The 21,055-nt window shown below is 67.0% G+C and carries 19 protein-coding genes; 9 read left to right on the forward strand and 10 right to left on the reverse strand.

Annotated elements, in window-relative coordinates:
* Positions 1-45 precede the first annotated feature (45 nt).
* The 9 genes from rsmA to cysQ all read right to left on the reverse strand — a co-directional run bounded on the left by rsmA (position 46) and on the right by cysQ (position 10,984).
* Positions 46-897 carry a 16S rRNA (adenine(1518)-N(6)/adenine(1519)-N(6))-dimethyltransferase RsmA gene (gene rsmA / locus R5N89_RS03635; protein ID WP_110567300.1) on the reverse strand — a complete coding sequence of 284 codons (852 nt, stop codon included), beginning with the start codon at positions 895-897 and terminating at the stop codon, positions 46-48.
* Positions 898-905: 8 nt separating this feature from the next.
* The gene (locus R5N89_RS03640) at positions 906-2,282 is read right to left on the reverse strand and encodes a peptidylprolyl isomerase (RefSeq protein ID WP_208624619.1); all 1,377 of its coding nucleotides are present in this window, start codon (positions 2,280-2,282) and stop codon (positions 906-908) included.
* A 25-nt stretch (positions 2,283-2,307) separates the two neighbouring features.
* Positions 2,308-4,686 (reverse strand): LPS-assembly protein LptD, encoded by a 2,379-nt coding sequence (locus R5N89_RS03645; protein ID WP_373320435.1) that lies wholly within the window; start codon positions 4,684-4,686, stop codon positions 2,308-2,310.
* Positions 4,686-5,801: an LPS export ABC transporter permease LptG gene (gene lptG / locus R5N89_RS03650; protein ID WP_110567305.1), complete on the reverse strand. Its 1,116-nt coding sequence runs from the start codon at positions 5,799-5,801 to the stop codon at positions 4,686-4,688. Before lptG ends, R5N89_RS03645 begins: the two co-directional genes overlap by 1 nt.
* Positions 5,798-6,964, reverse strand: a complete 1,167-nt coding sequence (lptF, locus tag R5N89_RS03655) for an LPS export ABC transporter permease LptF (protein ID WP_110567307.1) — start codon at positions 6,962-6,964, stop codon at positions 5,798-5,800. Before lptF ends, lptG begins: the two co-directional genes overlap by 4 nt.
* 100 nt (positions 6,965-7,064) lie before the next feature.
* Positions 7,065-8,522 (reverse strand): FAD-binding oxidoreductase, encoded by a 1,458-nt coding sequence (locus tag R5N89_RS03660; RefSeq protein WP_110567309.1) that lies wholly within the window; start codon positions 8,520-8,522, stop codon positions 7,065-7,067.
* Positions 8,519-9,172, reverse strand: coding sequence for a hypothetical protein (locus R5N89_RS03665; RefSeq protein WP_110567311.1), 654 nt, complete (start codon positions 9,170-9,172; stop codon positions 8,519-8,521). Before R5N89_RS03665 ends, R5N89_RS03660 begins: the two co-directional genes overlap by 4 nt.
* 38 nt (positions 9,173-9,210) lie before the next feature.
* Positions 9,211-10,188 carry an L-threonylcarbamoyladenylate synthase gene (locus R5N89_RS03670; RefSeq protein ID WP_110567312.1) on the reverse strand — a complete coding sequence of 326 codons (978 nt, stop codon included), beginning with the start codon at positions 10,186-10,188 and terminating at the stop codon, positions 9,211-9,213.
* Positions 10,189-10,198: 10 nt separating this feature from the next.
* Positions 10,199-10,984, reverse strand: coding sequence for a 3'(2'),5'-bisphosphate nucleotidase CysQ (gene cysQ / locus R5N89_RS03675; RefSeq protein WP_110567313.1), 786 nt, complete (start codon positions 10,982-10,984; stop codon positions 10,199-10,201).
* Positions 10,985-11,135: 151 nt separating this feature from the next.
* Between cysQ and R5N89_RS03680 the strand changes: the two genes are divergently transcribed.
* From R5N89_RS03680 to R5N89_RS03690, 3 genes are read left to right on the forward strand one after another with little or no spacing between them, the layout of a single operon-like run.
* Positions 11,136-12,605, forward strand: coding sequence for a leucyl aminopeptidase (locus R5N89_RS03680; RefSeq protein WP_167400816.1), 1,470 nt, complete (start codon positions 11,136-11,138; stop codon positions 12,603-12,605).
* 42 nt (positions 12,606-12,647) lie between these two features.
* Positions 12,648-13,094: a DNA polymerase III subunit chi gene (locus R5N89_RS03685; protein ID WP_110567317.1), complete on the forward strand. Its 447-nt coding sequence runs from the start codon at positions 12,648-12,650 to the stop codon at positions 13,092-13,094.
* Positions 13,095-13,146: 52 nt separating this feature from the next.
* Positions 13,147-13,998, forward strand: a complete 852-nt coding sequence (locus R5N89_RS03690) for an aldo/keto reductase (RefSeq protein ID WP_110567319.1) — start codon at positions 13,147-13,149, stop codon at positions 13,996-13,998.
* Between the two features lie 113 nt (positions 13,999-14,111).
* On the opposite strand, the gene R5N89_RS03695 is transcribed toward R5N89_RS03690, so the two are convergent.
* On the reverse strand, positions 14,112-14,384 hold the full coding sequence (locus R5N89_RS03695) for a hypothetical protein (protein ID WP_110567322.1): 273 nt from the start codon (positions 14,382-14,384) through the stop codon (positions 14,112-14,114).
* A 487-nt stretch (positions 14,385-14,871) separates the two neighbouring features.
* On the opposite strand from R5N89_RS03695, the gene R5N89_RS03700 reads away from it, so the two are divergent.
* The 6 genes from R5N89_RS03700 to R5N89_RS03725 are packed head-to-tail and all read left to right on the forward strand — an operon-like array spanning position 14,872 to position 21,001.
* Positions 14,872-16,584: a hypothetical protein gene (locus tag R5N89_RS03700; protein WP_244192055.1), complete on the forward strand. Its 1,713-nt coding sequence runs from the start codon at positions 14,872-14,874 to the stop codon at positions 16,582-16,584.
* Positions 16,585-16,589: 5 nt separating this feature from the next.
* Positions 16,590-17,552 (forward strand): hypothetical protein, encoded by a 963-nt coding sequence (locus R5N89_RS03705; protein WP_110567326.1) that lies wholly within the window; start codon positions 16,590-16,592, stop codon positions 17,550-17,552.
* A 2-nt stretch (positions 17,553-17,554) separates the two neighbouring features.
* Positions 17,555-18,100, forward strand: a complete 546-nt coding sequence (locus R5N89_RS03710) for a hypothetical protein (protein ID WP_110567328.1) — start codon at positions 17,555-17,557, stop codon at positions 18,098-18,100.
* Positions 18,097-19,161: a hypothetical protein gene (locus R5N89_RS03715; protein WP_110567330.1), complete on the forward strand. Its 1,065-nt coding sequence runs from the start codon at positions 18,097-18,099 to the stop codon at positions 19,159-19,161. The genes R5N89_RS03710 and R5N89_RS03715 overlap by 4 nt, the downstream gene beginning before the upstream one ends.
* Positions 19,158-20,558 (forward strand): NADH-quinone oxidoreductase, encoded by a 1,401-nt coding sequence (locus tag R5N89_RS03720; protein ID WP_110567332.1) that lies wholly within the window; start codon positions 19,158-19,160, stop codon positions 20,556-20,558. Before R5N89_RS03715 ends, R5N89_RS03720 begins: the two co-directional genes overlap by 4 nt.
* Positions 20,558-21,001: an NADH-quinone oxidoreductase subunit B family protein gene (locus tag R5N89_RS03725; RefSeq protein ID WP_110567334.1), complete on the forward strand. Its 444-nt coding sequence runs from the start codon at positions 20,558-20,560 to the stop codon at positions 20,999-21,001. The genes R5N89_RS03720 and R5N89_RS03725 overlap by 1 nt, the downstream gene beginning before the upstream one ends.
* Positions 21,002-21,055 lie beyond the last annotated feature (54 nt).

Consider the following 21,055-nt stretch of genomic DNA (forward strand, 5'->3'; position numbering starts at 1 on the left):
TCCTGAAGCTTTTTGAAAAAAGCTTCACCAAAAACTTTTATCTCTTCAGGTTACGGCGGCGCTGCGGCGGGCATGCAGGCGGGCAAGGCGGTCGAAATCCGCGATCTCGAGCGTTTCCGCCCGGCGGCTGCCCTCAATCCCTGCTTCGGCCAGAAGCGCTTCGCCACCGATGGATTTCAGCGACCCGCGCAGCATCTTGCGCCGCTGCCCGAAGGCGGCCGCCGTAACCTGCTCCATGGCGCGGAACAGGGCGGCATCCGGCTGTTCGGCATGCGGGATCAGCCCCACCACGGCGGAATGGACCTTGGGTGGCGGCGAGAACGCGCCGGGGGGAATATGCATCATCACCCCGCACCGGCATGTCCACTGCGCCAGCACGCCCAGGCGGCCATAATGGTCGGAGCCGGGGGCGGCGCAGATGCGCTCGGCCACTTCCTGCTGGAACATGAGCGTCAGCCGCGACCAGGCACTCGCCTGGCGCAGCCAGCCTACAAGCAGCGGCGTGCCTACGTTGTAGGGCAGGTTGGCAATGATCTGGCGCGGGGCGGGGCACAGCGTGGCCAGATCGCGGCGCATGGCATCTGCCTCGATGATCTGCAGGCGCCCCGGTGCGTGCGTGGCAAGCTCGGTAATGACCGCCACCGCGCGTGGATCAACCTCCACGGCGATGATGCTGGCGGCTTTTGTGTCAAGCAGCGCGCGGGTCAGGCCACCGGGGCCGGGGCCAACCTCGACCACATACTGCCCCGCAAGGTCGCCTGCAAGGGCTGCAATCCGTGCCGTAATGCCCGGATCAAGCAGGAAGTGCTGCCCAAGCGCCTTGCGCGCATCCAGTCCATGCCGCGCAATGGTGTCGCGCAGCGGCTCAAGCCCGTGGGGGCGCTGTGGCATGGTCATGACAGCACTCAGGTCTTGGAGCGCATGTCGATGATCGCGCGGCGCTGCAGGTCGCGGTTGAGCTGGCGCGAGGTCTGCTCCACGCGCTCGCTCATCAGGTGATCGGCAATCTGGCTGGGGGTCTGGATGGCAATGTTACGCTCTTCACGCGAGCAGACCATCAGCACCAGAATTCCATCCATCGAAACCAGCGGGTGGCTGGCCTTGCCGGGCGGGAGCGGCTCGAGCACTTCGCGCATCTGCGGGTTGAGGTGGTTGAGCATCAGCTCGCCGGGGTCGGAGGGGTGTTTTTCGCCGTTTTTCTTGTTCGCCGCTTCCACCTGGTCGCAATTCTTGGCGCTGGCGGAAAAGGTATTGGCGGCATCGAGCGTCTGCTTCTGCTGGTCCGTCGGGTTTTCGGGGTCAAGCGGCGCATCGAAGGGGAAGAAGGCCTGCCGGATGGACAGTATGGTCACCATCTGGTGGCCTACCGTGCGGCGCTCGGCAATGGTGGCGATCACGTAGCCACCCGCCACCCGGATGGGGTTGGAGATGGCGCCATCGGGCATCTGGCGCGCGACGGCCACCACCTGCGGGTCCAGCCCGTCTTCCTGCGTCCAGCCCATCATGCCGCCGTCAAGCGCGCTCTGCCCCTGCGAGAACTGGGCCGCGACAATGGGGAAGGGCGCGCCCTCGCGCAGTTCCTGAATGATGGTTTCGGTGAATTTCAGCTCGCCTTCGGGGTGGCGCTGATCCTCGACGGGAATGAAGATCTCGCTGATCATGTATTCCGGCTTGCCATCCTCGCGCTTGAGCGCCGCCATGCGCTGCTCGATCTCGGCTGCGGTGATGCGCCCGTGTTCCGCCGTTTCCTGCCGCAGCACCTGCGACCAGCCAAGCTGCACGCGGATCTGGTCGATCAGCGTGGTGAGCGACACGCCATCTTCCGCCAGCTTGTTGCGCAGCGCGTTCTCGGGCATGCCATTGCGCTGCTCGATGCCGGAAATGGCCCCCGCGATCTGCTGGACAGGCACGTTGATGTGCCGATCGAGCATTTCCTGCATGCGCAGCTTCTCATCGATCAGCTGGCGCACGATCTGCGGGCGCAGGCGCTGCATCACGTCATCGCTCACATCCAGCCCCGACGAGAGCGCAAACAGCCGTCCGCGCGTGTCGACATCGCGCTTGGTCAGCACCGCGCCGTTGACGGTGGCGATAATGGCATCCTGATCTTCCGCCGCCTGGGCCTGCTGGGCAATGGCATGGGCGCTGCGGGCGCTGGCCACGGGCTGGTGCCCCGCCAGCGCCAGGCAGGCCAGCAGGGCCGTAGCCAGCATGCGGCGCGGGCCACGGCTGCACGGTGCGGGGGGGAAGGCTGTGCCACGGGTGGCGGGGAAGAGGGACATCCGGCTCGGTCTTTCGCGCATCAGGTCAGCCATTTATACCAAACGTGCCGATGGTTTTGAACGTAAGGGAGAACATTACGGTCGAATTGCTCTGTTGGCCACCAATCGTGGTGTACTGCTTGAGATACATGACATCCAGCCCGAAGCAGTCATTCTGGTAGCCCGCATCGCCACCCACCGCCACGCTTTCCTTGCGCGACAGGCTGCGGCGCAGATAGGCGGCAATGTGCCAGTTATCCCAGTTGGAGGCAGCCCCCAGCGTGAGTTCGCTGACCGGCTTGTAGTAAATTTCCGGCGGCGCCGTGGCATAGGAGCGCTGGGCGTAATAGTAATACGGCGTTACCGGCTCGAACAGGTAGCCACCCGTTACGCGGAAATGGCGGAACCCCGCGCTGCCCAGCGCATCGGCGAAGTCCACCTTGCCAGCATAGGGGTCGAGCCGCATCTTGCCGTCAAAATCGAAATACTGGTTGGGCACCATGTGCGTGCCCATCACCACATCCGACAGGTGATGGTTCAGCCCCGAATAGGGGATGCGGTTATGGTCGATATGCTCCTGGAAGCTCTCGCCGATCAGCACGTCGATCTGGTGGCCGTTCCATGTCCAGTTATTATGCAGCCCCACATTGGCGCGCAGGCCGCCGTCAAGCCGGTCGGTGCCCGCGTAGCGGTTGATGGCGAACAGCGTGGAATCGGTGAACTCGTAGGTCAGGCTGTCCTCGTTGGGGATATTGCGCGAGGCGCTGTTGCCGGTGTTGGGCGCGGCGATGAACTGCACGATCGGCTCGAGGATCTGGGTGCCGGTGTTATGGTTGAAGCTGCGCAGGAAGGGCCAGTTCATTTTCAGCGCGACGGTCGGCTGCACCTGGCCCTGCACCTGTGCGCGCGCCGTGCGGCCAAAATTGGGCTGCCCATTGAGGTCGGTCGCGCGATGAACGGCGGATTCGACATGCAGCGTCAGGTTCCAGATCTGCCCCAGCGAGTTATGGAAGGGGCGGTCCCAGTTGAGCGAAAGCTGGCCGCGCTGGTCGGATGTGCCGTTCTGGCGATAGACATAGAAATCCGTCGTATCAAGCGCGAAGCGGCCGCCGAGCGCATCGGGCTGGCCAAAATAGCTGTAGGTGTAGCGCGGCAGGACCCAGGGCAGGTCCTTGTTGTTGATGATGCCCTGGTTCATGCCCTGATAGCCCTCGGCATCGATGCGCGAGTACGAGCCTGTGGCAAAGCCTTCAAGGTAGAGGTTTGAATTGAGCGTGTCCTGCCCGTAGCCGCTGACACGGTAGTCGCGCATGTAGTTGGGCGAACTGGCCCAGCGGATGTTGCCGCCCGCGCGCCAGGTCTTGTTGATGTTCACCTGCCCGCTGGCCGAGATGTAGCCCTGCACGCCGTGGTTGTTCGAGCTGTCCACCGTATCGCCAAACGTATTGACGTATGTGCTGTCATGGTGGGTGTCATAGGCGATGTTGCCGTCAACCTTGAGGCGCGCGTTGTTGAAATACCGGCGGAAATTCAACATGATTTCCGGCCCGGTGCGGGTCGCGAACAGCCCGGTGGCCGTAAGATCCGAGAAGCGGTCGATCACCCAGTAATACGGAATGGTGACATAGGTGCCCAGATAGCGGTCATGCGGGGTGAAGCCGGGGGTGAGGAACCCGCTCTGGCGGCGCACGGACGGGTCGGTCATGGAGAAGGCGGGCAGGTAGAAAACCGGCACGCCAAAGAAATCGAAGAACACATCGCGGAATTCCAGCCGCTTGTGCTGCAGGTCATGCGTGGCGTCAAACGAGCGGAACTGCCAGAACGGCGCGCGCTCGGGGTGGCGGGCGCAGATCTCGCACGCGGTATAGACCACGCGCGTGAGGTCATTGACCTTGCTGTTGGTGCGGCGCAGGCCGTTGGCGGCAAGGCGGGCGTTGTCATACATCTGGGCGTACATGCGCGTCATGATGCCATCGCGCATGCCGTTGCTCAGCTCGGCATATTCAGTAAACAGCACCGTGCCGTCAGGCTCGACAAGGGCCACGTTGCCCCGCGCCGCGGCAACGCCGGTATTGCGGTCATATACCACCCTGTCCGCGCGCATGATCTGGTCATTCTGCCACAGCTGCACGTTGCCGGTCCACGTGGCGATGCCGTTCTTGCTGTCATAGGCCACATGGTCGGCCTGGAAGGTCATCGGGTCGGTATTGGAGACCGTGCCGGTAAACGAGGCCGGTGCTTCGGGCTGGCTCTTGGGCGCGTGGATGGGCATGGCGCGCACCGGCCCGTCCGCCCGCGCCTGCGCCCCGAACATGATCCCGCCCAGCGCGGTGGCCGCAAGCAGCAGCCCGCGCGAAAACCACCGCATGGCGGCAGGTGGCCTGACCATTGACGGCGCGCGCGGGGAAGGGACGGGACGGGACATTAACCGTCCTCTAGATGAAGAAGTAGCGTGACTGCAAGACAAAGCCCGGCCACGGTGGGCGCCCATGCGGCCAGAAGCGGTGGCAGGGTTCCCGTTTCACCAAACTGCGCCGCGATCTTTGAGATGGCGAACAGCGCAAAACCGGCAGCCACGCCAAAGCTGATCATGCGCACCACGCCGCCGCGCCGCGCGGGCCGCATGGAAAAACCCGCCGCCACCAGCGCCATGGTGCCCGACAGCACCGGCAGCGTGAGCAGGGTCTGGAAATGCAGCCGGTGGCGGATGGTGGAAAAGCCCGAGCGCTTGAGCTGGCGGATAAAGCCCGGCAGCGCCCAGACGGACAGCGTATCGGGCGAGGCAAAGCTTTCCTCCACCCCGGCCAGGGTCAGGTCGGCGGGGAGCGTGACCTCGCCCATCGCCTCGGGCATCTCGTCGGGGCGCAGCAGGCGGGCCGTGGTCAGGATCCATCGCCCCTTGCCCAGATAGCCGCGCTCGGCCTCGATGCGGGTGATCAGGTCATCATCAGGCCCCATGCGGAAGACGGTAATCTCCCCCACATGCAGCACCCCGCCACTGAGCCTGACCTTGCGGGCATGGATGATGGCCATGCCATGGCTGACCAGCCCGTTATCGCTCTGGCGCAGCCACAGCGTGCCGCCGGTCATGTTGAGCGTCTTGCCGTTATTGTCACGCAGGTATTGCTGGTCGAGTACCTCCGCGCGGCGGTACATGACAGAGGAAAGCGGCGAGATGGCGGTTGTCGCCACCGTGCCGATCAGCATGGCGCAGATGACCGGGCCTGCCAGGAACTGCCATGCCGATATGCCTGCCGCCCGCGCCACCACCAGCTCCGACGTGCGGGCAAGCCGCCAGAAGCAGATGATGCCGCCAAGCAGTACGCCAAAGGGCAGGATCTCGAGGCAGGCGAAGGGAATGTGCAGGAACGCGATCTCGCTGACCAGCGAGGTCGGCACGTTGGGGCGCGTCGAGACCCGGCGCAGCAGGTCGATGAAATCGAACATCGTGATCAGCCCGGTCAGGAAGGCGATCACGGCCAGCGTGGCATAGGTGAACTGCCGCGCGATGTAGAGCGAGAGCGTAAAGGCCATGTTCATGGGCGTGGGTTGCCCGCCGGGGCAGGTTTTTCGCGGTCGGCGCGGAATTCGGGCCAGAACAGGAGTGCTGCGCAGATCAGGCCGGGGGTGAGCGTGCAGATCCACATCAGCGGCATGAGCTGCAGGTTGCGCGAGGCCAGGTTCTGCACCGCCAGCGTGAGGGCCTGCACGGCCACCACGCCAAGGATGGCCAGCACCGGGCGGATGATGCTGGCCTGGCGGGAATAATTGCCCCCCATCGCGCCAAGCAGCCCGATCATGGCGAACGAGAAGGCGCAGAACGGCGTGCTCAGCCTGCGCCACGCCTCGATGACCATCTTGCTTTCATCGCGGCGGGAATAGAGGTGCATGTCCGGGTGCAGCAGCTGGGCTATCGGCAGTTCATTGGCATCGGGCTGGCGGGTGTGGTTGCCGTGCGGGCTGGACAGGTCGATGGTGTTGCGCGCGAAGGTGAGCACGTTGAGCCGGCCCGTATGGGCGTCGATTTCCTGCCGCGAGCCGTTGAACAGTACCACGCGCGGCTGGTCGCCCACGATGACGAGGTTGCCTTCCTCGGCCAGGATGGTGGCCTCGGCGCCGGGGGTGCGGTCATCTTCCACCATGATGCCATGCAGCGTGCCGTCCTTGTCGCGCGCGCGGATATAGACCGTCATGCTGTCCGATACCTGCGTGAACACGCCATCCTGAATCAGGAAGGCGGCCATGCGGTTGCGGATCTGGAATTCGTATTGCCGGAAGGCGTGGTACGAGACCGGCACCACCCATACGTTGAGCAGCAGGCACGCCCCGGTGGCGATGGCGGCGCATATCAGTCCCGGTCGCGCCATCATGAAGGGCGAGAGGCCGGCAGCCTGCATCACGGTCAGTTCGCGGTCGGTGCCGAAACGCTGGTAGATGAACTGCACCACGACAAAGGTGGTGATGGGCAGGATCACCGCCACGAAGGAGGGGATGAGCAGGCTGGTCAGTTCCAGGAACACGCGCAGCGAAAGCCCGCGCCCCACCACCAGCGAGACGAAATGCAGCGACTGGGTCAGCCAGATCAGGGTTGCCAGCGCGCCCGTGCTCGCTGCCAGCGCCAGCAGGAGCTGGCGCAGCATGTAACGATCCAGAATCGACAGGCGTGGTGCAAGACGGTCGGGACCAGGGCGGAGGGCAGTCATGCCCCTGTCTACCCCTGTTCCCGCCGGGGCAAAAGGGGTGAACCCCGCCCGGATGGGGGGGTGGAACAGTCTGTTACGCGCGGCACGGCGGGGTGTGGGGTCATGCGCCCGGCTGGGCGGGGGGCAGGACCTTGCCGGGGTTCATGAGGTTTTTGGGGTCGAGGGCGGCCTTGATGTGGCGCATGGCCGCAAGCTCCGCGCCACCACGCCAGGCGGGCATCATGTAGGGCTTGAGCTGGCCCACCCCGTGCTCGGCCGAGAACGAGCCATCAAGCGCCTTCACGATATCGGCCACCGTATCCATGATGTCATGGCTGCGGGCCAGGAAGGCCGCGGGGTCCATGCCCTCGGGCTGGACAAGGTTGAAGTGGATGTTGCCATCGCCCATGTGGCCAAAGGGGGCGGGGCGGATGCCGGGTATCAGCGCCTCGCACGCTGCCGTTGCGCGGCGGATCAGTTCAGGCACGTGCGTGACCGGCACCGATACATCGTTTTTCACGCTCGCACCCGCGCGGCGCTGGGCCTCGGCATGTTCCTCGCGCAGCTTCCAAAGCCCCGCGCGCTGGCCTTCGCTCTCGGCAATCACGGCATCGGTGATGATGCCTTCCTCAAGGGCCTCGCCCAGCACTTCCTCGGTGTATTCACGCAGGTCGGCATCGGGGCGGGGGGTGGCGAGTTCAACCAGCACATAGGCGGGCGCGCGTTCGCCAAGCGGCAGGGCGGTGCCGGCGATCAGGCTGGTCACGAGGTCCATGCCCGTGCCGGACATGAACTCGAACGCCTGCACCAGCGCCGGGTCGCGCCCGCGCAGCAGGCCGAGCAGCTTCAGCGCCGCATCGGCATCGTCCACCGCGCACAGTGCGGCCTCGATGGCGCGGGGCTGGGGGTGGAGCTGGATGATGGCGGTGGTGATGATGCCCAGCGTGCCTTCCGAGCCGATGAGCAGTTGGCGCAGCGCGTAGCCGGTATTGTCCTTGCGCAGGCGGCGCAGGCCATGAAACACGCTGCCATCGGGCATGACCGCCTCGACGCCCAGCGTGAGTTCACGCGCATTGCCATAGCGCAGCGTGTTGTTGCCGCCCGCATTGGTGGCCAGCACGCCGCCCATCTGCGCCGAGCCTTCCGATGAGATGGAAAGCGGCAGCATGAACCCCGCCTCGCGCGCCGCGTCCTGCGCAGCCTTGAGTGTTACGCCAGCCTCGACCTCCATGGTCAGGTCGGCGGGGTCGATGGCGCGCACGCGGTTCATGCGCGAAAGGCAGATCACCACCTCGCGCCCGCTCCCGTCAGGCGTTGCGCCGCCGACCATGCTGGTGTTGCCGCCCTGGGGCACCATGGGCACGTCATGCTCGTTGCACAGGCGCACGATGGCGGCGAGTTCCGCCGTGTTGGCGGGCCGGAGCACGGCCAGTGCGCGGCCATGGTACAAATCGCGCCAGTCGGTGCAGAAACTGGCGGTGTCCGTCGCATCCACCAGCACGCCAACCGGGCCGAGCAGATCGGTAAAGCGCGCGATCAGGTCAGGGCGCGTGAGCGCGGGCGAGGGGGATACGGTCATGACAGCATGTGTCCTGTAAGGGAGGGGAAGGAAGAAGGCATGAGCCATGCCTGCCCATGATGGCGCACTGGCGGATAGGTGGCGCTGGCCTGTGCCGGGCTGGGCTGGGCCAGCAGGTGAAAGACCTCGGTCAGCGCAAAGCCGGTCAGCGCGCCCACGGCGGCGGCCACGATCAGGCCCGATGAACGGCGGCCCGCCGGGCGGCTGCTGTTATGCGCGGCCGAGAGGGCGGCCTGCGTCTCGGCGCGGGCCTGCTGGGTCTGGCGCAGCTCGGCGGTCAGGGCATCGTTGCGGGCAAGGGAGGCGCGCAGTTCAACCCGCGTGTCGCGTAGTGTCGCATCGAGCGTGCGTATGCTTTCCGCCATCTCGGCAATGCGGGCGTGCGACTCTTCGATCTCTTTCTTGGCGGCAGCACTCGCCTTGGTGGTGCGCGGCGCGCGGGGCTTGGGGGCAGCCTTGGGCGGCGGATTGGGGGCGATGGCGGTGAACAGGTTCTTGAGCGCGCCGCCCGTGACCTGGTTCTTGCCAGCGCGCGCGCGGATGGCCGCCAGCGCTGTTTCCGACTGGCCAGCGTTCTCATCCAGCACAAGGGCGAGAATATCCGAAAGGATTCTCAGTTCCCTGGGGTCGATTGTCTGTGTATCGCTCATGTCAGCTGCACCAGGGTCGGATCATGCGGTTGAAATCATTACGAACGCGGACAGGCCGCACGGGTCAGCCGGTCGCGGATGGCCCGCCCCAGCGCATGCCGGGGCACGGGCTGCACGGCAATCCCGACCAGCCCCCGGCGCTGCCCCTCCATATCAAGAAACCGCAGCCCCGCGAAGAGGCGGGCTGCCGCTTCGTGCAAATCACCGCTTTCGCTCAGGTTCCACACCAGCGGGCTGCCCGGCAGGGGGGCGCCAAAAGCCAGCAGGGCTTCATTCGCGCCCACGGCGGTGGCGTCAAGCCTTACGGGCAGGCCGGGCGCGTAATGCGATGAAAGCTGGCCGGGGGCGGAGGGGCGGGCATCATTGCTCGCGGCCTGCGGCAGGGCCACGGGCATGCCGCAGGCTTCCTCCAGCGCTTCGAGCGTGATGCCGCCGGGGCGCAGCAGCACGGGCACGGGGCCGCTGAGGTCGATGATCGTGCTCTCCACCCCCACGGGGCAGGGGCCGCAATCGAGCACCGCGTCAATCCGGCCTGCAAGCCCTGCCATGACATGCTGTGCGTCTGACGGGCTGACCTTGCCCGAGGGATTGGCCGAAGGCGCCACGACGGGAAAGCCGCACGCCTGCAGCAGCGCCAGCGTGGTGCGGCCTGCGGGCACCCGCACGGCGGCGGTGGGCAGGCCTGCCGTGGCGATGGGCGAGATGGCGCAGCCGGGCGCCTGGGGCAGCACCATGGTCAGCGGGCCGGGCCAGAACCGCGCGGCGAGCAGGTGGGCCAGCGTCGTTGCCGCGACCTGCGCGAAGGCGGCCTCGGCGCTGGCGAAGTGGCTGATGAGCGGGTTGCGCCCCGGCCTGCCCTTGGCGGCGTAGATGGCGGCCACCGCCCGGTCATTGCCTGCATCCGCGCCAAGGCCGTAAACCGTCTCGGTGCCGAAGGCCACAAGCCCGCCCGCGCGTAAAATCGCGCTTGCGGTCTCGATCCCGGCGGGGGTGTCAGGGAGCAGGCGGGTTTGCATGCGTTCTGGCCTAGCGTGCCCCACGGCACACGAAGTGCGGGTTGCGCCATTCCGGCTTGCCATAGGCCAGTGGCAAGCCATCGGGCGTGAGGATCGCGCCACCGGCGGCCTCGACCACGGCCTGCGGGGCGGCGGTGTCCCACTCCATGGTGGTGCCGAGGCGGGGATAGAGATCGGCCAGCCCTTCCGCCACGCGGATGAACTTGGCCGCCGAGCCGATATTGCCCAGATGGGCGACGGGATGGCCGCCCAGGAATTCCTTGAGCCGCGGATCATCGGCATAATGGCGCGAGGCCAGCACGGTCAGCCCCTCCGCCGGGGGGGTGCGGACATGGATGGCCTGCTCGCCCTGCGCATCAATGCGGAAGGCCCCGCGCCCCGCGCCCGCACCATAAAGCTGGTGGTAGGCGGGCAGGGCCACGGCGCCGAGCACCGGGCGATTGTGGCGGATCAGGCCGATATTGACGGTAAAATCATCGCGGCCCGCGGCAAATTCGCGCGTGCCATCAAGCGGGTCGACCAGCCAGAACTCGCTGCCGGGATCGACGCGGATGCCCGCGGCCATTTCCTCCTCCGCCACGACGGGGATAGCGGGCGCATGGGCGCGCAGGCCCTTGAGGATATGCGCTTCCGCCGCGTGGTCGGCCTCGGTTACGGGGGAGCTGTCGGTCTTGACCTTGGTGGCGAAGCCGCGCGCGCGGATGGCGCGGATCAGTTCGGCGGCTTCATCGGCAAGGCGCAGGGCCAGATCCAGAAGGAATCTGTCCTCATAAGCTGGCATGGATGGCGTATTCATGCTGTTCGCATTAGCTTACTCGTGCCGCGCCGTCATGCCTTTATCGGCCCTGATGGTGCCCGGCGGCGAAAAACCGGCCCTTTTGCGCATGTAGGGGCAGGATTTCACGCCGTTCATCCACCCTGTATCAAAGCGGAGCCCCGTGATCCATATGCTCGATATCGCCTTTTCCGATGCCACGACGCCCGCCGGCGGCACGATCGCCATCCTTGCGCCCTCCGGCACGGCGCCCGCAGGCATGTTTGCCCAGATCGATGCCGCGACCGGCGGGGCGCTGGCACGGGCCGCCAGGGCCGCCCACTTTGGCTTCGAGCTTGCCAAGACCTGCGTAGTGCTCGCGCCCGGCGCAGGCTACGACCGCGTGATCCTTGTCGGGCTGGGCGCGATGGATGCGTTGTGCGCAACCGGGGCGGAGCGCGCGGGCGTTGCCGCAGCGCGCGCCCTGGCGCAGGGCGGCGCGCAGGGCGCCATCGTGGCCGACAGCCTTTCCCCCGGCCTTGCCGCCCATGCCGCGCTTGGCGTCGTGCTGGGCAGCTATCGTTTCGATTCGTATCGCACGACCCCGCGCAAGGGCGAGGCAGAAAAGCTGGCCAGGGTGAGCGTGCTTGCGGCTGACCCGGCGGCCACGCAGGCGGCATGGCAGCCGCTTGCCGCGGTGGCGCGTGGCGTGTTCCTGTGCCGCGACCTGGTATCCGAGCCTGCCAACATGCTGCGCCCGCCGGAATTCGAGCAGCGCATCCTCGCCCTGCGCGATCTTGGCGTGGAAGTGGAGGTGCTCGACCGTGACGCCATGCACAAGCTGGGCTTTGGCGCGCTGCTGGGCGTGGCCCAGGGCAGCGATGCGCCGCCCCGCACCGTCATCATGCGCTGGAATGGCGGCGTGGCAGGCGAAGCCCCGGTGGCCTTCGTGGGCAAGGGCGTGACCTTTGATTCCGGCGGCATCTCGATCAAGCCTGCCGCTGGCATGGACGAGATGAAGACCGACATGGGTGGTGCCGCCGCCGTGGTCGGCACCATGGCGGCACTGGCCGGGCGCAAGGCGAAGGTCAACGCGGTTGGTGTGGTCGGCCTTGTTGAGAACATGCTGTCCGGCAACGCCCAGCGCCCCGGTGATGTGGTGCGCACGGCCGCGGGCCAGACGGTGGAGGTGCTCAACACCGATGCCGAAGGCCGCCTCGTGCTGGCCGATGTGCTGTGGTACACGCAGGACCGCTTCAAGCCGCGCTTCATGGTCAACCTTGCAACGCTTACCGGCGCGATCGTGGTCAGCCTTGGCGTGGAACGCGCGGGCCTGTTCTCGAACAATGATGAACTGGCGGGCTACCTGTCCGGCACGGGCGAGGCCACGGGCGAGAAGCTGTGGCGCATGCCGCTTGATGCCGCCTACCTCGAGCTGCTGCGCTCGGACATTGCCGACCTCAAGAACATCGGCGGCCGCCCCGGCGGGTCGATTACGGCAGCCAAGTTCCTTGAATGCTTTGTCAATGACGTGCCATGGGCGCATCTCGACATCGCGGGCACGGTGTTTTCATCCCGCGCCACGTCGCATGCGCCCAAAGGGGCCACCGGCTTTGGCGTGCGCCTGCTCGACCGCCTGGTCAGCACGCATTACGAGGGGTAATGCCTGCCCCGCGTGGCAGGACAGGGCAGGACAGGGAACTCCATGGCGCAGATCGGCTTCTATCACCTGACGCGTTCCAAGGCGGTGGAAGTGCTGCCCGCGCTGCTTGGCCGCACGCTTGCGGCGGGCAGGCGCGCGGTCATCCGCTGTGGCACGGCCGAGCGGGTGGCCGAACTCGATGACGGGCTGTGGCGTTCCGCCAACCCGCTATGGCTACCCCATGGCACAAAAGCCATGGGGCACGGGGAATGGCAGCCCATCTGGCTGACGGAGGGCGAGGACGTGCCCAATGGCGCGACCTTCGCCTTTGTGCTCGATGGCGTGGAACTGCCCGACCTTTCCCCCTTCGAGCGGGTGTTCGACCTGTTCGATGGGCATGACGAGGCCGCCGTGGCGGGTGCCCGCGCGCGCTGGGTGGCATGGCGCGAGGCCGGGCATGAGCTGAGCTACTGGCAACAGCAGCCCAAGGGCTGGGCGCGTCGCAAATAGGCACCATCGCGCGGGGCAATCCCGCGCGGCATGGACGAAAGGCAGGTTGCGTATGAAGACGGTCACTTTCCCCAACGGCACCACCGTCCCGGCCCTTGGCATGGGCACATGGAACATGGGGGACAGCGACAGCCGCCGCGCGGATGAAATAAAAAGCATCCATGCAGGGCTTGAGGCCGGTATCCGCGTTGTCGACACCGCCGAGATGTACGGCTCCGGCCGATCGGAAAAACTGGTGGGCGAGGCGATACGCGGGCGGCGTGATGATGTGTTCCTGGTCAGCAAGGTGCTGCCCTCAAACGCATCGCGCAAGGGCGTGCGCCGCGCGTGCGAGGCCTCGCTCAAGCGGCTGGGCACCGAATACCTCGACCTCTACCTGCTGCACTGGGAGGGCAGTGAGCCGCTGGAGGAAACCATAGCAGGCTTTGATGATCTGGTGGCAGCGGACCTGATCGGCAGTTGGGGCGTTTCCAATTTCGATACCGACGCCATGCGTGAGGTGGAAAGCATAAAGGCCACCACGCCGTGCGCCACCAATCAGGTGCTGTACAGCCTTGACTACCGTGGCGCGGAATTCGACCTGCTGGCGCGTGACCGTGAAGCGGGGATCGTGACCATGGCTTATTCGCCATTAGGGCAGGGCGGCGACCTGCTGCGCGCGCCGGTGCTTGGCCGGGTGGCTGCACGGCACAAGACCTCGCTCGGCCCGGCAAGCCCCGCCCAGATTGCGCTCGCCTGGGTGCTGCGGCAGGAGAACGTGCTGGCCATACCCAAGGCAGGTAGCCCGAAGCACCAGCATGAAAACTTTGCCGCAACCGAAATCACTTTGACGCGCGACGATCTTGCCGAGATCGACGCCGCCATTGCCCCGCCGCGCCGCAAGGAAGCGCTGGCCATGATCTGACAGGGTAGTAGGTCTGGATAAACAAAAAACGCCGTCTTTACTTTAGTTAAAGGCGGCGTTTGAAAATTTTATTTAGTGCTATATTTTATCATAAGTGAGCGTGATGACCGGTTTTATTGGTCCGGCGCAATCCATTGCTTCTTGTCATCCTGCCTAAAAAACTGAACACGCTCATCAGTGGCCTGATTGGGGAACTGCATGACAACACGGCATTTGAAAGTTTTCTTGTTCTCGTCAGCGAAGGCGCAATCCCTGACTTCGGTCACGGTGGGTTTGTCATAGCTGAATTTCTGATTGATATACTCCTGCGCGACCTGCTTTAGGTCCTGTGGCTCAGGGGCTTTGTCACCACAGGCGGAAAGGGCGATAACCGGGAGCGCAAACATAAGGCTGTACAGATCGTGCCTGCACAGCCTTATGCTTATGCCATTGCGGGTTGTATCAGTAGTTTCTGCTTTTCATCGCGGAGACGGTGATGATGATCGCGGTCAGGGTGCAGACATAGAAACCGAACCCCAATGATTCGGTATCGTGGCCGGGCGGGCCTATGCGGGCGTGGCATGTGCCTGCTTTAGAGACTGGTACCGATGGGGGCGATTTCCCGCCATGCGTGGGTCGCCCTGCCGTGGCGGGACGGAGCCGCATGACATGATGGCCGGTCAGCGTGCTGCCCGCATGAAACCGCCAGCGCAACCGCGATCATCTTGACGCGCGATGGTCTGGCGGAGATTGATGGAGCATCGCGCCGCCGCGCCGCAAGGGGACCGCCGGCCATGATCTGATCCACCCGGCCAGCCGGGAGCAAGCCGGAGGGCCATCATCATTCCTGTCATCCTTGTCGTTGCCCTGCTTGTGGTGGGGCTGGCAACTGCTTTGTGCGTCGGTCTGCCGGGGCAGGCGCGCTGGGCAAGGCCCGTGCGGGCGGCGGGCTGGCTGGTGGTGTGCGGCATGGCCATGGCCTGTTCGCACCGGTGTGCCCTGCCCGGTGGGGTGGTGGCATGGCCGGGCGTTTTTGCTGGCGGCCCCGATGTGATGCTGCTGGTGCCGCTCGGGCTTGTCGCAGCCCTGGCCCGCATCCCGCGTGACTGCTCGGCCAGCCTTGGCGCGGCCCTTGCGGTAATCGGGGGGGGCGTCGTGTCATCCATCGGGGCGGGGTGGGTCCTGCTGGCGCTGTGCCGCACGCCACAGGCAGGCAGGCGGCACGCGCCCGACATGATTGCCCTGCTGCTGGTGGCGGCGGGCAGTCGGTTTCCCGGTCAGGTCGGTTACCTGCTGCCCGGTCTGTGCTGGCTGGCCACGCAGGGGCTGCTGGGGCTTTCGCTCTCCCTGCGGGTGGCCCCGCGTGGCCTGCGACCGTTCCACATGGCCGATATCGCCGCGATGATCGCCGCCATGAGCCTGTGGGCGCGCCTGCCCGCGGGCACGGCGGTGGCCGACATGCGCTGGGGCGGCGTGCTGATCGTGGCGGGGTGCCTGTTTTACATGACTGCCTCGTGGCGGGCGCTGCGGGCCCCTGACGCGCGCCGGGTCATGACCGGGCTGGCGGGCGGCACGGGGGCCATCATCATCACGCTCGCGGGCCTCATGCTGCTGGCGCGGGCCGATGACCTGCCCGGCATGGCCAGTTGCGCCCAGCGCACCTATTTGCTGGTTGCGGGCCTGCTGCTTGCTGGCGTGCTGGCCGTCCGGGCGCTTGATGTGATGGAGCGCGAGGCGGGCGCGCTCTTGCTGTTCAGGCTGGGCGGGCTCGGGGTGCTCATGCCGCGCCTGTCCGCGCTGTTTGCCCTGGCGCTGCTGGCCGAAAGCGGGCTGCCGCCGCTGCTGGGGTTTTCCATTATCTGGATGCTGCTGCGCTTGCTGGCCTCCATGCCGCATGCGGGCGGGCTGGCGGGCGAGGTGCCGCTGCTGCTCGCGCTGGCCGTGCTGGGCGTGGGCTGGGCGGTGCGCATGCTCGCCCTTGTGCGCATTGTCGCGGTCATGCTGTGTGGCAGGCCGCGCACGCCACGCGGCGCGGGGGCGGCTGATCCACCCGTGCGTGAGCAATGGGCTGTGCTGGGGGCGGGGCTGCCGATCATGCTGGTTTCCATCTGGCCGGGCTGGTGGCTGGCATTGATGCAGGGCGCTGACGCGCAGGTGGCCAGCGCATGGCCGCACCTTGCCGCCGTTGCCCTGACCGCGCCCGATGGGGGCGCAGCGCTGCATCCCGCCCGCCTGTGCCTGTTTGCAGCGCTGGTGGGGGCCGTGGTGGCGGTGGTGCGTCGGCTGGCCCGCCGGCCGCCTGCGCGGCAGGTGGCAGGGTGGCAGCAGGGCGCGCCCGTGGTGCCGCCGTGGATGGTGTTTGGCGATCCGCTCACGCAGGTCGGGCCGGGCAACCCCGCGCGCATGCTGCTTGATATGGCTGTGGCCGCACCGGCGCGGCGGCGCTTCGTGCGTGATTACGCGCACGGCCTGCTGCTGGCGCGCAGGCTCATGCGATCGGGCACAGGCCGCGTGGCAGATGCTGGCTGCTGGCGGCGGGTGCCGGGGGCGGTGGTGCTGGTGGTGGCCTGCGTTCTCGCCCTCATGTTCATAGCGTGGCAGGGGTAGGGGTGATGCCGTTCCTTGTCGCGCACATGCAGACGCTGTTGCTGGCGGGCTGGCATATGGCGCTGGTTGCGCTGATGGCTCCGGTCTGGATTGCCCTGCTGCGCTGGATGGCGACCTGCATGGAAGGCGAGCGCCGCCCGCCAGACCCGCTGGCCCACTGGCGCGTGCTGCGCCATGCGTGGCGGCAGGCGGGCGTGCGCTCGGCGGCGGGCGCGCAGGTTACGGCGGTCGCCCCCTGGCTGGGTCTTGCGGCGGCGCTGGCCGCGGCAGGGCTGGTGCCATCATTTTGCATTGGCCTGCCCGGCAGTGACCTGTCGGACCTGCTGATCGTGGGTGGCCTGCTGGAGATGGCGTTTCTGGCCCTTGTGGTCACGGCCCTTGCGGCGGGGCTGGCCCGTCCCGGCCATGCCGGGCTGAAGGCGGCGTGCATGGGCATCATGATCCAGCCCGTGCTGCTGCTGGTGTGCGTGGTGCTGGGGCTGTGCCTGCCCGATGGCACGCTGGCGGGGCTGGTGCGGCAGGCGCATGTGGCGGATATGAACGTGGTGCGCGTGCCGCTGGCGCTGGTGGCGGCGGCACTGGTGCTGGCGGGAGTGGAGGAAAGCGATGGCGCGGCATTACGCCTGTTTGCCACCATGCTGGAGGATCTGGCAGGCCCCGACCGCGCGGTGGCGCTGTATGCGCGTGACCTGCTGGCGGTGGTGTGGATGATGCTGGCGCGTGATCTGGTCTGGCCTGAAGGGGTCGTGGAGCCCGATCTCATGGCCCGCTCCTGGCGGGGCATGTCGCTGCTGGGGGCGATGGGGCTATGGGCCGCGCACATGCTGCTGGCCTGCGGGTGCGTTGCGGGGCTGCGGGTGTTCGTGGTCTCGGCGGGCAGGCGGCATGCGGGCTGGCGGGCCGGGCTTGCCCTGTTATGCGCCCTGATGGCCGGGGTGCTGCTGTTTGCGGGCCGGGGGGCGGATTGAGCATGCTTGTGCTGTTGCTGGGCATGGTGGTGATCCTGTCGCTTTCCGGCTCCGGGGGGCGGGGCGGCGGCCTTGCCTGGCATGCGGGCTTGGCTGCGGCATGCGTGGGGCTGTGGCAATGGGCGCAGGGCAGCGTGGGGGTAACCTGCCTTTTGGCGGTGGTGCAGGCGGGGCTGGTCGGGCTGCTGGGTTTGCAGATGCTGTACGGCCAGACAGGCCCGCGTGAGCGCAGCGGCCTGCGCCTTGCGGGTGGGCTGGCCTGTGTTGCGGTGCTGGCGCAGGTGATCGTACCCGGCATGCCCGGTGGCATGACGGCGCGGCTCATGGGGCTGGCGGGATTATCCGCCATTGTGTGCGGGGTGTGGGGGGCGTGCATCGCCCGCGCGCCTGCCGCCCTGTGCGCGGGGCTGGCATGTGGGCTTGATGGCGTGATGCTGCTGGCGGGGCTGGCCGATAGCCCGCTGGTCATGACGGAAACGCTCGTGGCGGCAGCAGTCCTGAACCTCGTGCTGCTGCGCACGCGCCGCTCCGTTGGGGCAGCGCCATGATGTCTCCTGCGCTTTTCATCAGTCTGGTGGCGGGCTGGATGGTGCTTGCGGTCATGGCCCTGCTGGCAACCGGCAGCCCCAGGGCGTTGCGTGGCCTGCTGGCCATGCTGCTTTTAGGGTTATGCGCCGTTGGCTGCCAGCCCGCCCATACTCTGGCGCAGGCGCTGATGCTGGCCTGTCCGGCGCTGGCTCTGTGCGTGCGTATTTTCATGCCGGGAACTGCCGTGCGGGCGGCAGGCCGCATGGCGGGGCTTGAGCCCTTCATCCTGTCGGCCAATGCAACGCTGGCCCTGGCCTGCGGGCGGTGCGACCTGCTGGTCATGTTCATCGGGCTGGGGCTTGGCCTGCATCTGGCTTGTGGCAGGCACGGCGACTGGGGCGCGCTGCGTGTGGGGCTGGGCGGGCTGGTCATGGCGCAGGGCGGGCTGTTCGTGCTGCAGGCCGGGTGGGGCGCGCGGCAGGAGCAGGCCGGTGCCGTGCTGCTGGCGGGCGGGTTGCTGCTGGCCTGTGGCGTGCTGTCGGGCAGCGTGCGCGAGCAGGCGCTGGCGGACAGGCAGATGGCGCTGCTGGCCACAATGCCGGTGCTGGCGCAGGCGGCGATAGTGTGGCCAGCCCTTCGGGCCGCGCTGACCTTTCTGGGCTGCGTGTGCCTGCTGTGGTCGCTACGGCCCCGGCCTCGCGCCCTTTCAGGCGGCATGGGCTGGTCGGGCTGGGTCGTGCTGGCCGCAGGGTTGCCTCCCGCCACGGCATGCCTGCCGCTTGCAGCCTGTCTGCTGGCGCTGGCCTGTGGCGGTGGAGCCGGGCGCGGGGTCGTGGCTCTGCGCCTGTTATGGCCGCCCTTTCTGCCGGGGGTGGCGCTGGCCCTCGTGCTGCTGGCCGAGATGGCGGCCATGCCGGAGGTAGCCCTGCTGGCCGGAGCCTGCCTGTGGCCTGTGTTCACCAGCGCGCCTTCTGCCGTGGCAGAGTCGGCCCCGGTTGCATGGGCGCGGGCAGGTCTGGCGCTGGTATTGGGCTGCATGGTGCTGGCTCTGGCCCTGCGTGGCGGGATGGTGCTGGCATGAGCGCGGATGTCGCAGCCCTTATCCGCCAAGGCAGCCCCACGCCCTGCGCCGGGCGCTTTGTGCTTGAAGGTGAGGCGTGGCAGGCCATGATCGCGGGGTTGCCCGATGCGGACTTGCCCCTGCTGGGGCTATGGGCTGATGGCGTGCAGGTGCATGCCCTGTTTCGCCATGACCAGACACCGCTGGTTGCCAGTGTTGTGGTATCACCCGGGGGCTATCCGGCCCTGTCGCCCGTGTGTGGGGGGGCGGGGGCACCAGAGCGCATCATCCATGATTTGTGGGGCATTCCGGCTATTGGCGGCAGGCGCGATCCCTGGCTGGATCAGGGTCGATGGCCCGTGGCAACCCCTCTGGCGACCCATCCCGCCCCCACGCCCGGCCTGCCGGAGGGACAGGAATTCACCGACAGCGCGACGGTGATGCAGGCAGGCGGCACGGTGCTGGGTTATGGCCCGGCGGAAGGGGATTTCCGTGCTCCATTCCATCTACGGCTCGGCCTGCCGGGCGAGCGCATCGTGGAGGTGCAGTCCTGCATGGGCTATGCGCATCGCGGGCTGGCCGCGCGGCTGCGGGGGCTTGCGCCAGAGCAGGCCGGGCGGCTTGTGGCCCGGATTGATGCGACCGCAACCGTGGCGCACCAACTGGCTTTTGCCCGTGCCCTGTACAACGCGACTGGCAACCCCATGCCCGCGCGGACCGTGGCGGCAGGCGTGATGCTGGGCGCTGTGGAACGGATTGCCACCCATCTGGATGTGCTGGCGCAGGTCAGCGCGATGCTGGGCGATGGACGCAGCGCCACCCTGGCCGCCACCATGCTGGAGCAGGTGCGGCAGGCCTGCAAAAATATGTGCGGCCGACGCCTGCTGTTTGATGTCATTCCGCCCGCAGAAGCCCTGCCAGTACGTGTGGATGACGCGCAGCTTGCCTCGCTGGCGGCGCAGCATGCGGCCCTGCACCGGCTGTTCTGGCGGCCGCGTGGCCTTGCGGCGCAGGCACGTGGCAAGGGCGTGGTGTCCGCCGCAACGGCTGCCTGCTGGGGCATCATGGGCTGTAACGCGCGGGGGGCGGAAAGGGGGCAGGGTGATATGACCGCCCGGCTTGATACCCGCCTGAGCGAGATCGGGGAAAGCCTGTCCCTGCTTGCAGCCCTGCCTGAAGCCCACATGATGGAGGCTGAAAGAGGAAAGGGAGAAGGTCTGGGCTGGGCCGAAGGCCCGGCAGGTCCGGTCTGGCACTGGGTGCGGCTGGAGGCAGGGCATGTTGCCGCCTGGTGGTGTGGCGACCCGTCGCTGGCGCTGGCGCAGGCATTGCCCGCGATCCTGTCTGGCGCGGCTTATGAGGATGTTGAGCTGATTCTGGTCTCGCTGGGCCTGTCAGCCGCCGGGGCGGATCTGTAATGGCGCAGATGCACCTGTTCTGGCCCGAAGGCACGCCGTTGCCGCGGCTTGAGGCGCTGGACATCTTTCATATCGAAAGCGGTGGCTGCACCGGTTGCGCGCTTGAGCTGGCCAGCCTGTCGCGGGCGTTGCTGGCGGGCAATCACCCCATCCGCTTCGTGCCCACCCCACGGCAGGCGGGCATGCTGCTGCTGACCGGCAGTCTGACAGTAGGCATGGCGCCTGTGGTTGAACTGGCGTGGCAGGCCATGCCCGGCCCGCGCGTGCTGGCCGTGATCGGGGATTGTGCGGTGGATGGGGGGCTGTTTGGCGGCAATTATGCCGTATTTGGTGGCGTGGGCGTGCGGGCGCGCAGCAGCGTGTCGCTGCCCGGATGCCCCCCTGCGCCAGATGAAATCCTCGCCTCCCTCGTGCGCTGGCAGGCGAGTATTAAGGAAACATAAAAATAAAAGGTTTTGGATGCCGCCGTTTTTCAAAAACGGGGCACCCTGGAACCT

The organism is Komagataeibacter sucrofermentans DSM 15973 (assembly GCF_040581405.1).
Classification (GTDB): Bacteria; Pseudomonadota; Alphaproteobacteria; order Acetobacterales; family Acetobacteraceae; genus Komagataeibacter; species Komagataeibacter sucrofermentans.